The sequence below is a fragment of the Xanthocytophaga flava genome (genome assembly GCF_030068545.1).
Taxonomy (GTDB): Bacteria; Bacteroidota; Bacteroidia; order Cytophagales; family 172606-1; genus Xanthocytophaga; species Xanthocytophaga flava.
The window spans coordinates 279,142-291,965 of record NZ_JASJOR010000005.1 but is presented as its reverse complement, the minus strand read 5'-3'; the positions used below and the strand labels follow the sequence as shown (position 1 = coordinate 291,965).

Genomic DNA, 12,824 nt, shown 5'->3' with positions numbered 1-12,824 from the left:
TAAAAATATTCGATTTTTTAACGGTTTACGTTAAAAGTGTAAACACAAAACGATTATTGATGCTTACTCTTTCATTAATTTTAATTCCGGCAATTGCATCTTTGTTACTACCATTTATCAAAGGGGAGATAACAAAAACGATAGCCTTTGTAGTAGCACTCGCGGAACTTGCAGTGGCTCTATTTGCCATTACCCAGTTCTCTCCAGATATAGTTACGCCTCAGTTTGCCTATGACTATCCATGGATAGCCTCTATGGGCGTTCATTTTAGCGGAGGCATGGATGGTATTAGCATGTTACTGGTATTGCTGACCACTATTCTTACCCCATTGATTGTTCTCTCAACATTTGGCTACTCCTACAATCACTCATCTGCTTTTTATGCACTTATATTGCTTATGGAAGCAGCTCTGATAGGTGTATTTACCAGTCAGGATGCTTTTGTATTCTATCTGTTCTGGGAAGCGGCTCTTATTCCGGTATATTTCCTGGCAGCAATCTGGGGTGGAGAAAAAAGAATTGCTATCACATTCAAGTTCTTTATCTATACCATTTTTGGTAGCCTTTTTATGCTGGTAGCATTGGTATACCTATATATGCAGACACCAGGTAGCCATTCATCAGCTATTGCAGACATTTACAAAGTAGCATTAGATTCTCATACTCAAAGCTGGGTATTCTGGGCTTTATTTATTGCATTTGCTATCAAAATGCCAATTTTCCCATTCCATACCTGGCAACCAGATACCTATACAGAATCTCCTACACCGGCTACTATGTTGTTGTCAGGGATTATGTTAAAAATGGGTATTTATGGTGTTATTCGGTGGTTACTGCCTATCGTACCAGCAGGTGTAGCTCAATGGAGTACTACAGTCATTATTCTTTCTATTATTGGAATTATCTACGGTTCAATTATTGCCATTCAGCAAAAAGACCTGAAAAAGCTATTAGCCTACTCTTCTTTTGCGCACGTTGGCTTAATGGCAGCAGGGGTGTTTTCGCTCACATTAAAAGGTATGCAGGGTGCAGTTATTCAAATGCTGGCACATGGTATCAACGTAGTGGGATTATTCTTCGTAGCAGAGATTATTCAACGCCGTCTTCGTACACGTGATATTGACAGAATGGGAGGTATTACACAAAATACGCCTGTCCTGACAGTTTTCTTTATGATATTGATGCTGGGCAGTGTGGCATTGCCTCTTACTAACGGATTCGTAGGTGAGTTTCTTCTTCTATCAGGCGTATATGAGTTCAATCACTGGTATGGAGCTATAGCAGGTCTGACTATTATCTTTGGAGCTGTGTATATGCTTAAAATGTTTCAGGGAGTTATGTTTGGTGAGCAAAATCATTGGACTGAGAAAGTAACAGATATTACACTTACCGAATCAGCTGTACTGCTTCCTCTGGTAGTACTGGTATTCTGGATGGGGGTTGCTCCTGGAAGCTTCTTAAAACTGACTGAGCCGGCTGTTATACAAATACTACAACTTGCCACAGGTAAATAGTTTTAACTATCACTTTGAATCAAAACGAATTCCAATAACCGTGTGATTGAATCCTATTACGGCTCAACCACAACATAGCACAATCATTGATAATGCTTCCAATTATTGTTTTATCTATTTCTGGCATAGTCACACTCTTTCTGGGATTTCTGAAATCCCGCTGGATCTTAATGCCATTAACTCTTCTGTTTATACTGGCAGCGATTGTAGGTGTATTGCTGGATAAAAATGGAATAAGCCCTTATGCAGGTGCATTTCCTACCATGTTGTCAACAGACAATGTTTCGATTGCTTTTTCGGGAATTATATTGCTTGCAGCCTTATTTATTGTGCCTTTATCCCGCTACTATGCTAATCAGGAGAATGCTCAGCCAGCTGAATACTATGCTATCCTTTTGTTTTCACTGGTAGGAGCTCTGATGATGACTTCCTATGAGAACCTGATTATGCTGTTTGTAGGACTGGAAATCCTTTCTATCTCTATGTATATCCTTACAGGTAGCGACAAAGATAATCTGCGTTCGGGTGAAGCCGCACTAAAGTATTTTCTAATGGGATCTTTTGCAACAGGCATTTTATTGTTTGGGGTAGCTCTTGTATATGGTGCTACAGGTGGTTTTGACCTGCATATGATTGCGAACTATGTTCGTCATAGTGGCAATATTTCACCTATGCTTTATCTGGGTCTGTCTATTATGTTGATAGGTATCTTATTTAAACTGTCTATTGCACCTTTCCACTTCTGGACTCCAGATGTATACGATGGTGCACCCAGTGTTTTTACAGCATTTATGTCTACTATTGTAAAAACAGCTGGCTTTGCAGCCTTGTATAAGATTCTTTCTGTATCATTCTCTGATCTGTATGGATTCTGGTGGGTATGTCTGGCAATTACTACTATTGCAACATTAATCATTGGTAATATCACTGCTGTATACCAGACAAGCTTCAAACGAATGCTGGCCTATTCCAGTATATCACATGCTGGTTACCTGTTAATGGCAGTCACTACGTTCAATGCCTATTCTCAGAAAGCAATCATTTTCTATTCACTGGCTTATGCTTTGTCTACTATCACCGCGTTTGGTGTACTGATTATTGTAGAGCAAACTGCTAATGATAAATACGAAGCATTCAATGGTTTGGGTAAAAAAGCCCCTTTACTGGCCTTTGTAAATACAGTAGCCATGTGCTCTCTGGCAGGTATGCCTCTAACAGCTGGATTTATTGGTAAGTTCTTTGTGTTTACCAGTGCAGCTGATAATGATATGGTATGGATTATGGTTGTTGCAATCCTGATGTCCGCTGTAGGTTTCTATTACTACTTCCGTGTTATCATTGCCATGTATATGCGTCCTGCGGTAGAAACAGATGCAGATACTCAGGTTGTGATACCTGGCATTTACCGTACAGTATTGATGCTGGCAACATTGTTAACTATTCTTTTTGGATTGGCTCCTGATTTGTTAACTTCTTTGTTCTAGGAGCTATTCTTATAACTTATATCAAAAAAGAAGGGTGTCTTTAGAAAGACACCCTTCTTTTTTGATCCATTGTCTACTTCTGCATACCAATTTTCTTTTTACAGGCTTCACACAGATCAAGTTTAGTATTGTCAATGGTCTTAATAGACTCCACAGCGTCCGTCATAAAACACTTTTTATTGTCACAATGTGGTAAGCCCAGCATATGTCCTAGTTCGTGGAGAGTGACTTTGGTGACACGTTCGTTTAGTAGCTTTTCATTGCTTCTTACCCGAAAGGTAGACACCACACAGGAACGACCAGACAAATAAGCCAATCCCATTACTCCCCAGTCTTTGTAACGCTCTATAGGCTCTTTAATTCGTCCAAAATCGTCTATTTTAGTGACAGAGACATCTACATCCGTAAATCCTAGTACATAATCTGCAGAAGCAGGTCTTGTTTCTTTTAGATAATGGATAATAGAATCAGCTCTGTACCGAGGAGATTTGACATTGACAAAGTGACTTTTGGGAATAGGCTTCGACTTTAGCACTGTAACCTTAACTCCATAATATTTTTTAATAGCCTTTTCAATAATTGAAGTTAGCTCTGTATCGTATTGACCAAGTGGTTGAATAGCTACTACCGTCTGTGGATTGAGATCAGACGTACAAGCCAATAAAATGACAACCAAAAGGCAATAAATAAATCTCATAAAGAAATAGAATGGGCTACAGGCAAAACAGATTATTTAATAAAGTATCCTACAGGACGCCATTGTTTATCTGCATCCTTCATCATAAAAACGGTTTCAGTTGCGGAACTCTTATTTTCAAAGGCTGACTGGTATTGCAATACAACATATTCTCCTGCCGGAGCATTAGGTAATGAAGTAGTGTATTGAGCAGAGCCTAAAGTACGCTTAACAACTTTCCCAAACGGGGTACGTGCACTTACCAATGCTTCTTTCCATTTATCAGATGTAAGTTGCTGTTTAAATGCAGCAGAGGCTTGCTGCCAGGTTTCAGCATACTGCCCTTTGTCGACTAAGGCTAGCCACGGATCAGCCACCTTCTGAGCAAGTGCTTCAGATTTGTCCTGAGCTAATACTACACTTGTGATACATAAAAACAGGCAAGTAAGTAAGTGTGTAACTTTCATGGTTTAAAAAGCTAAGATGAATAAAAGTAAAGAATTGTCTTACCGACAACATCTTTGGTTTATGGAAAAAACAAGAAATGGTAACCTTGGTGAAACACATTATTGGGATGTTGGCTTGGCAAATACCAGCCAATTAGATTGTCTGGCAGTTTGTGATCGTCTATTACCAATCTTAACTACTTTGCCATTTGTTTTGTACCAACCTTCGTCCCAATCACCCATATCCAGATAAATAGCCTTCCAGGCCCCCATTTCGATCAGATCATCTCCAAACTGCTTCATTGTTACATAGTCTGAGATACTCTCTATGACAGCGAAACGATGATCTTTTAATTCAACCAAAGCCCTTCGTTGAAATATACTCCCTCCTCCTCCTTTTAGGTTTTTACCATCATAGACTAACAACTCCTGCAACAAAAGAGTACCCTTTCTCTCTCTTACGTCTTCAATTTGTGCAGCAGTAGGAGATTGTCCTTTTGCAATATGCGAAATAGAAATTGTGTTGTTTATAAAGGTTAGTACTCCATCCAGAAAACCCACTCTGGCATTAGTCTGAAGAACTTTTCCATTATGAACCAATAAATCCAACGGTTGAGTGGTTTGCAAATCCGTATAGGCAGCAGCTACACTAAAGACATACTTTTTATTCTGTGGATCAGGTCGTTGAGTAGCTAATACTATAGAACAATTTTGTGGATAGAAAAATGTATAGACATTACCGTTCTTAATCTTCCGTTTTTCAATGCGTACCTGCGCCTCTGAGCTGTCAGTGCAATTGATAAGGCTAAGTAATACCAGAATTAGTGAAATGCTTGATCTTAACTTCATTCTACTCATATTAATAAAGTCACTCTTCCAAGATCGAGAAAATACAATAAAAACAAAAGCCGGCAGTGGTACCGGCTTCTGTCTATTTAAATAACCGAAGAAACAATTCGTCAAGGCGAGAGACGGCATGTACATGAATATCGAAGTTTTCAAGATTCAAACCTTTCAGGTTATACTTGGAAATATAGATTTCCTGAAAGCCTAGCTTGGCAGCTTCTGCAATACGATTTTCGATACGGTTAACAGCCCGCACCTCCCCCCCTAACCCAACTTCTGCTGCAAAACAAATTTTGGGAGAGAGGGTAAGATCTTCATAAGAGGAAACAATAGAAGCACATATAGCAAGATCGATAGCAGGATCTTCTACTTTTAAGCCTCCAGCAATATTCAGAAATATGTCTTGCGTGCCTAACTTAAATCCTCCCCTCTTTTCTAATACGGCTAGTAGCATCTGCAAACGCTTGGTATCAAACCCTGTACTACTGCGTTGAGGCGTTCCATAGGTAGCAGGGCTCACCAGTGACTGAATCTCAATCAACAGGGGTCTGTTGCCTTCCAGCATAGCGCCAATAGTAATACCACTTAACTCTTCATCACGTTGAGAAATCAGGATTTCGGAAGGGTTGGATACTTCACGCAATCCATTACCTATCATCTCATAGATACCCAGTTCGGAAGTACTGCCAAAACGGTTTTTGGTAGTACGTAAGATGCGGTAAGCCAGATGGCGGTCTCCTTCAAACTGTAACACAGTATCTACCATATGCTCCAATACCTTTGGCCCCGCTAAGGTTCCCTCTTTAGTGATATGGCCAATCATAAATACAGGTGTTCCGCTTTCTTTAGCATATTTAAGCAACTCTGCCGCACATTCACGAACCTGACTTACACTTCCGGCTGCTGACTCAATATAGGTAGACTGTAACGTTTGAATAGAGTCAATAATCAATACCTCAGGGTCCAGTTCTTCTATCTGCTTGAATATATTCTGAGTATTGGTCTCTGTCAGAATAAAGCAGTTTTGATCTACTTTCCCTAGCCGTTCTGCCCGCATCTTGATTTGTTGTTCACTTTCCTCACCAGATACATAGAGTACACGCATAGGTAAGCTTACAGCAATCTGAAGCATAAGGGTGGATTTCCCGATACCAGGCTCACCACCAATCAAAACCAGAGATCCGGGAACAATACCTCCTCCCAGTACTCGATTGAGTTCTTTATCTTTGGTGAGTGTCCGATGCTCTTCTGTATACGTAATTTCTGTGAGTGCACGTGGACGAGGTGCTAACTTGGTATTTCCAGGAGGACGCCAGGAGCCCTTTTCATTCTTGTCTTCTTTCTGAACGACTTCTTCAACAAATGTATTCCATTCCCCACAGGATGGACATCTTCCTAACCATTTGGGCGACTGCGTGCCACAATTCTGGCAGAAATAAACGGTACGTGCTTTTGCCAATGTGATCTGTTATAAAATACGCTAACTTTAAATTTACAGCGAGAATCAAGAAGTCATGCTATGCTTCTACCTGACCTGATAAGATTAACTCATTTGATTGATTAGTAAAGGTACAATAGCTGTATGGATTTTACCATAGCTATTTCACACAAAAGCCAGAAAGCCTCCTTCACTACAGAGTAAAGGAGGCTTTCTGATTTCAGGCAAAATGTAAAAGCAGACGGCGGTGTACAATTATTGGTTTTCGGCAGGTTTCTTTTTACCTTCTGGTCTTTGTCCTTGTCCTTCTGGCTTCTGACCAGCATGACCTTTGTGCATATCTTTCTTCTTAGCCTGATAGTCATTCCACTGTTGCTCAGTTAAGATACCTTTTAGTTTGGTTTCTTTTTCAGCCTGGAATTTTTCCATTTTTTTCTGATCTTCAGCAGAAGGCTTTCCGCCTTGTTTTTCACCAAGCTTCTCTCCTGATTTCTTTCCCTCTCCTTCAGGACGCATTTTGGTTTCGTACTCCTTGTTTAACTGGCTTACTTTCGCATATTGATCATCCGTAAGCTTCAGGTTTTGTTTCATCCAGGCACTTTCTCTGTCTTCTTTTTCACCACCACGGGCAGGTCCTTGCCCTTTTTTAGGTTCTTTTTTGTCTGAATTGGTTGAACTTTGTGCAAAGCTGATTGTAGTAAGTAACATCAGAGCTACTACTAATACATGTTGTTTTTTCAGAGAGAATTTCATTAGTATATAGTTTTAAGGAGTTATTAGTTGCCATCTGCTCTTCGCAACTATTGCTTACTGGCTGTATAAATAGTTAAAAGAACTATATAGCAAAATGAGTATAGACTTGTTTCTCAAAAATGGAGATAAACTACCTGAAAACAGAGACAAGGTATATGAGAAAAGGAGGGCTTTTCACCAAAATAGAAAAAGAAGGAAGGCAAAGTCCAATGATAAGACATATAAAAACCGAAGAAAAATGTATGTAACATTTCCTCCGGTTTTACATAAAATCAAAATAAAGAAATATAATCCACTAGTAATCAATATTTTAATTTTTCAACATCTGGAATAGATGAATCACCCCACTTCCCTGTTACAGTTCCATTTTTTAATAGTAAGATTCCGGGATCTGTACGAACCATAGTTTTGAGTACAGTATTGTCTGTAAAAAAGAAAGGAGCCGCCAGTTGGTACTCGTGGCGATATTCCTCCATCACAGTCCCATCAGTTGCAGTTAATATCATTGGCTCTACAGGTTTGCCTTTGACTCCCTGAATCAGAGTACTAATCTTTTTGAGTTCGCTTTCACTTGCACTTCGGATATCGCGAATTACAATTACCAGTTTATTTCCTTTGAATATCTGAGCAGTAATATCTTCACCTTCAGGAGTAGTGACAGAAAAATCCGTGATTTTAGGACGGACTCCTTTTACAACCAAACGAGGTTCGGATGTTTTGGCAATCTGCCAGGTTGTATCTTTCCATATTTCTGTAGAGATATACTCTTTATCTGTCATCTCTTTGCTCTCTCCGGATTTACTGTTTTTCAGTGTATAGGTGATTTCAAATACATCACTTTGTGCACCCGGAGGTAACTTCATATTTTCTTCAATATTATCTCCAACTTTATACGGTAGAAAATCGATAGGAGGCAGATAGAAGATGGCATAGATACCAATAAGTGTACAGAATATAGTAGCGATGACTACATACATACGGGTCTGCCGGGAGGCATCACTCTCAAGTTTATTACGCTGGAAGAACAGCACCAGAATCAATACCAGCAACAAAATATCCTTTCCAAATGATTGCCAGGGTGATAGTTTGATAGCATCGCCAAAACAACCACAATCGGTTACCTTGTTAAAATAGGCAGAGTAGAATGTCAGAAAAGTAAAGAATACGATAATACCTAACAGCACCCATACTGTACTTTTGAGACGATACCGAAGTAATAGTGCTATGCCTAACACAACCTCCAGCACACACAGAACCACAGCCAATACTAATGCCATCGGAATAAGAAAATGAAAAAGGCCTGCTGCCCATGAAAGATCCTCAGCAAAGACTTCAAAATACTCTTCCAGCTTAATTTTGGTTCCAACAGGATCATTGAGTTTGATCAGTCCTGAGAAAATAAACAGTACGCCAACAAAAATGCGGATAAGGTTATTAATAAGTTTCATGTATATAATTTGTCAATAGTACAACAGGTAAATAACAGACACAGATAGTTTTACTCTCAAAATCATGATTTCTACCCGTTGTTGGTGTTATCACCAACAAGTTGTTTCCCATATTCATGTTGGTGATAACACCAACATGGGGCGAACGACCAATCGTTGGATGAACAAGGAATATTAGTAGAAAGCTTTATGCTTACAACCAAAGTTTAATCAGACAGAAAACAGAATAGTTAATCATATCCCTATAGTTGGCATCTACTCCTTCTGAGATAAGTGTTACACCCTGATTATCTTCAATTTGCTTGGTTCTGTATAGCTTCATCAGAATAATATCTGTCATGCTGCTTACCCGCATATCGCGCCATGCCTCTCCATAATCATGGTTTTTGTTAATTTGCAGGTCCAGTGTCTTTGTTACCTCCTGATCGTAGTATTTTTCCAGTTCTTCATACGGAATTTCCATAGGTGCATCTGCAGGTAATTCCATCTGAATAAGTGCCATAAGGCAATAGTTGATAATGCCAACAAACTCTCCGGTTATATCATCAGCCACTTTCTGGGTGCCTTTTTCCTGAATAGAACGAATGCGTTGTGCCTTAATAAAAATCTGGTCGGTAATAGAAGGAAGACGGAGTATACGCCAGGCAGTGCCATAATCACGGGTTTTCTTGGCAAAGACATCCTTGCAGCGTTGCATTACCTGCTGGTATTCATTAATGGTTTTGTCAGACATGAATCGAATAATAAGCGAAATGATCAGTATCTATTTTTTCCAGGTAAACAGGATTATCCATCGTCCTGAAAAAATATTTATTTATAAAAATTTGATGGACAAGTGTTTATTTTATTTCTCTAAAGTTTATTAACAATAAACCGCTGTTTCAAAAACTAATTTGAAACCAGGAAAGTTACCTTATTGTATAACGACATCCAGAGTACTACTGGCACAAAAATAATATCTTTTGGAAGCAAAAAACCTTTTATTTCGCACAAAGAAAACTTTTAACCTACGCGGAAGGCTCTGGACACTGGAACAGCCCGTAGTAATGGGAATTATCAATAGTACTCCGGATTCATTTTATGCCAATAGCAGGATGTCGTCTACAGATGCAGCCTTGCATCGGGCTGAACGGATGTTATCCGACGGGGCATCCATTCTGGATATTGGCGGGTATTCAACCCGACCAGGTGCGGCAGAGGTTGAGGAACAGGAAGAAGCAGATCGGGTAGCACCTGTAATTGAGGCCATTGTGAAACATTTTCCCGAAGCTATCGTATCGGTAGATACATTTCGGGCAAGTGTAGCTGAGACCGCCGTACGAGCCGGAGCTGTCATGGTTAATGATGTTTCAGGAGGAGCTGACGAACGCATGTTTGAAACAGTGTCCCGATTGGATGTTCCTTATATCCTTATGCATAGTAAAGGCACACCGCAAACCATGACGCAGCTGACACAATATACAGATATGCTTAGCGAAATGCTGACATTTTTTATCACCCGATTGCACATGATACGCAAATCTGGTATAAAGGATGTGATACTGGACGTTGGTTTTGGATTTGCCAAGACCATTGAACAAAATTATTTTTTGTTAAAAAATCTGGAACATTTTCACATACTGGAGTTGCCTATGCTGGTGGGGATATCCAGAAAATCAATGATTTATAAAAGATTAAATATAACACCAGAAGAATCTTTAAATGGTACTACCGTACTAAATACACTCGCATTGAGCAAAGGAGCACAATTATTGCGGGTACATGATGTAAAGGAAGCGGTAGATTCCGTAAAATTGTATAACTTAATGGCGAGTAGCTAAAGCTAAGCTGGTATTCCTAATCAGGCTTACTTTTTGCAAATGCACAAAAATCTGATTTACACTAAATCAGTAACAAAAGGATATGCTTGGATTTGCAATAGGATTCTTGGAAATTACCTGGGTGGATGCATTGGACATCGCACTGGTAGCCTTCCTGTTGTACCAACTATATCGATTACTGAAAGGAAGTGTAGCTATTACTATCTTTCTGGGATTTCTGTCTGTGTACTTCTTTTATCTGCTGGTGAAAGCCATGGAAATGAAGCTTCTGACAGAGATTCTGGGACAGTTTATGGGTGTAGGTGTCATCGCCGTATTAATTTTGTTTCAGCAGGAGATACGGAAATTTCTGTTGTTGATAGGTCAAACTACTGTATTTAATAACGAGAACATTATACTGAATCGCCTGCGTCAGAATCTGACTATCCACAGAAGAATGGACATTGTACCTATTGTGGATGCCGTAAAAACACTTTCTTCTTCACAGACAGGGGCATTACTTGTATTCGAGCAACGCGCAGATCTGAAACTATATGCAGATTCAGGCGACTTACTGGATGCGGCTATCTCCAAACGATTGCTGGTCTCTATTTTCAGCAAAGTGAGTCCTCTACATGATGGAGCTGTATTAATTGCCAATAACCGTATTTGTGCGGCCCGCTGTATTCTGCCTGTATCCGAACGGCAGGATATTCCAGCTCGATTTGGCCTGCGCCATCGGGCTGCTATTGGACTTACCGAAACGACGGATGCACTGGTAGTAGTTGTTTCAGAAGAAACCGGGCAGATCTCAATGGTAAAAAGTGGCAATCTGATGCATAACCTCTCTATACAGGAACTACGTACTCAGCTAAATTCACGTTTATTCCACAATAGTGAAGAAGCTGTAGAAGCACGTGTTGAGGGAATTGGACAAGGAGCAGCCTGATTCGGTATAGCCTTTATATATTTTCTTTACTTTTCGAGGATTAACTCTATAATCTACTTCAGGCACAGAGTTTTAGGTCTATTTAGTAGTCCTAAACAATTGATCCTATGAAACGAGAAGCTATCATCGACTTCAATGTAGAGAATCCTAATCTCTATCGTATTGTCTGGAAATCTAAAACAAGTGATATATCTGCTGTAGGTTCGTATACCTGTACCAAAGATGAAGCAGACAATTCAGTCAGAGAACTCAATAATACCTATCCAGACTATCATCATTGGGCAGAACCGAATCCACGGCTTAACTAACAAAAATCTGTGCTTATTTACTTAGCAGCATCTGCCATCAATAAGCCAGCTAAAAGAGCGAATAGGAAAAACCATACAAGGCCGAAGGAGATAACAGAAAGCATAATTCGTGGGATAAGGGTTAGTAGTTTTATATTTCTGTTATCGCTTTTGTTGACTGCATAAGCCAATAAGTAGGTAAGAGGAATATGAGTAATTGCTAGCAATGTCAAGCCATATTCTTAAAATCCTGGAAGTGAGAGTATTTTAGCAGATATAAGCCATAAACCATACAATAAGGCAAAGTATAACAGAATAAAGCCTGCCACCTTATCATAGGTAGAAACAAAAGTTACTTTTACATATCTCATATACAGAAATCTGGCAAAACAAGCTAATCGTATACCTATACTTAAATCTTCTTTTCAGTTAAATACTTCCAATAGCGTATAGGTAAGTGCTTGCGATGTAGTTTCATATTTTTACGTTCTCCTATATTAACGCTTTGAAAATACACTTGCCAGAGTTGCTGCATTAAAGCCTCGTCTTCTTCTACCTGATCCGAAGGCAGATCCAATACCGAACTATCAGGAACAGCCTCAAAATACACCTCTTGTACCTGCTGTAGATCATAATATAAGCCATACTGTCTCCGCGTATCATAAATGATCCATCGCTGATCAGCATAACGTTCCGCAAAATGAGGTCCGATTAAAGGTAGTATATTAAAATCCGGTTCGATAGAGGCAAAATAAATATTTCCTTTAAGATGAATGAAACGAACAAATGCTTCAAAGCGATGCTTTTCCCGGTGTATCTGTCGGCTAATCTGAGAGATCTGCACAATGAGTGGAGAACTAAAGTCGTCTTCAATCGAAACACTTTCCGCAAATACGCGACGAAAGAAGGCTAGTAAAAGAGTTTCACGATCAGTCCTTTCAGATAAATACACAGAATATACATTCAGCAAACCCTGTGGAGATAATTTTCGGAAAAGACCTTTCCAAACACGATTGGCTTTTACTGAGTCAGTAAGTACGTCTCTTCGTTCGGCAAAAACATCAGGCTGATAGGTTTTTATGGAAAATAGTTGTGCTCTCTCTGCTTTGCCTTCATAAACGTCAAATACAGCAGTAAGCAGTCCCTCGAACGAACCATCATAAACAAAATGTACCATATAATGC

The 12,824-nt window shown here is 39.5% G+C and carries 14 protein-coding genes; 5 read left to right on the top strand and 9 right to left on the bottom strand.

Translation table 11 applies throughout. The features are described from left to right. The first annotated feature begins 59 nt into the window (after positions 1-59). Positions 60-1,514: a complex I subunit 4 family protein gene (locus QNI15_RS10335; protein WP_313997903.1), complete on the top strand. Its 1,455-nt coding sequence runs from the start codon at positions 60-62 to the stop codon at positions 1,512-1,514. A gap of 92 nt (positions 1,515-1,606) precedes the next feature. Further along, positions 1,607-2,998 (top strand): NADH-quinone oxidoreductase subunit N, encoded by a 1,392-nt coding sequence (locus QNI15_RS10330; protein WP_314031672.1) that lies wholly within the window; start codon positions 1,607-1,609, stop codon positions 2,996-2,998. A 73-nt stretch (positions 2,999-3,071) separates the two neighbouring features. Here QNI15_RS10330 and QNI15_RS10325 read toward each other — a convergent pair whose 3' ends face one another. The 7 genes from QNI15_RS10325 to QNI15_RS10295 all read right to left on the bottom strand — a co-directional run bounded on the left by QNI15_RS10325 (position 3,072) and on the right by QNI15_RS10295 (position 9,338). Further along, the gene (locus QNI15_RS10325; RefSeq protein WP_314031671.1) at positions 3,072-3,695 is read right to left on the bottom strand and encodes a matrixin family metalloprotease; all 624 of its coding nucleotides are present in this window, start codon (positions 3,693-3,695) and stop codon (positions 3,072-3,074) included. 32 nt (positions 3,696-3,727) lie between these two features. Beyond that, a complete protein-coding gene (locus QNI15_RS10320) occupies positions 3,728-4,141 on the bottom strand; it encodes a DUF4019 domain-containing protein (protein WP_314031669.1) in 414 nt (137 codons plus the stop codon). Between the two features lie 99 nt (positions 4,142-4,240). Continuing rightward, entirely contained in the window at positions 4,241-4,969 is a 729-nt protein-coding gene (locus tag QNI15_RS10315; RefSeq protein ID WP_314031667.1) for a phosphodiester glycosidase family protein, read from the bottom strand. 82 nt (positions 4,970-5,051) lie between these two features. After that, positions 5,052-6,425 carry a DNA repair protein RadA gene (gene radA, locus QNI15_RS10310; protein WP_314031665.1) on the bottom strand — a complete coding sequence of 458 codons (1,374 nt, stop codon included), beginning with the start codon at positions 6,423-6,425 and terminating at the stop codon, positions 5,052-5,054. 234 nt (positions 6,426-6,659) lie between these two features. Then, complete coding sequence (locus QNI15_RS10305; RefSeq protein WP_314031663.1) at positions 6,660-7,157, bottom strand: hypothetical protein; 498 nt, start codon at positions 7,155-7,157, stop codon at positions 6,660-6,662. A 302-nt stretch (positions 7,158-7,459) separates the two neighbouring features. Then, complete coding sequence (locus tag QNI15_RS10300; RefSeq protein WP_313997891.1) at positions 7,460-8,605, bottom strand: BT_3928 family protein; 1,146 nt, start codon at positions 8,603-8,605, stop codon at positions 7,460-7,462. A 193-nt stretch (positions 8,606-8,798) separates the two neighbouring features. Continuing rightward, complete coding sequence (locus QNI15_RS10295; RefSeq protein ID WP_313997890.1) at positions 8,799-9,338, bottom strand: DUF1599 domain-containing protein; 540 nt, start codon at positions 9,336-9,338, stop codon at positions 8,799-8,801. A gap of 229 nt (positions 9,339-9,567) precedes the next feature. On the opposite strand from QNI15_RS10295, the gene folP reads away from it, so the two are divergent. The 3 genes from folP (at position 9,568) to QNI15_RS10280 (ending at position 11,661) form a co-directional block, all read left to right on the top strand. Further along, complete coding sequence (gene folP / locus QNI15_RS10290; protein ID WP_314031661.1) at positions 9,568-10,425, top strand: dihydropteroate synthase; 858 nt, start codon at positions 9,568-9,570, stop codon at positions 10,423-10,425. A gap of 82 nt (positions 10,426-10,507) precedes the next feature. Beyond that, complete coding sequence (cdaA, locus tag QNI15_RS10285; protein ID WP_314031660.1) at positions 10,508-11,353, top strand: diadenylate cyclase CdaA; 846 nt, start codon at positions 10,508-10,510, stop codon at positions 11,351-11,353. 107 nt (positions 11,354-11,460) lie between these two features. Next, the gene (locus QNI15_RS10280; RefSeq protein WP_313987740.1) at positions 11,461-11,661 is read left to right on the top strand and encodes a hypothetical protein; all 201 of its coding nucleotides are present in this window, start codon (positions 11,461-11,463) and stop codon (positions 11,659-11,661) included. Between the two features lie 221 nt (positions 11,662-11,882). On the opposite strand, the gene QNI15_RS10275 is transcribed toward QNI15_RS10280, so the two are convergent. Both QNI15_RS10275 and QNI15_RS10270 read right to left on the bottom strand, forming a co-directional pair. Beyond that, positions 11,883-12,011 (bottom strand): hypothetical protein, encoded by a 129-nt coding sequence (locus QNI15_RS10275; protein ID WP_314031659.1) that lies wholly within the window; start codon positions 12,009-12,011, stop codon positions 11,883-11,885. A 41-nt stretch (positions 12,012-12,052) separates the two neighbouring features. Further along, entirely contained in the window at positions 12,053-12,817 is a 765-nt protein-coding gene (locus QNI15_RS10270; protein WP_314031658.1) for a TIGR03915 family putative DNA repair protein, read from the bottom strand. Positions 12,818-12,824 lie beyond the last annotated feature (7 nt).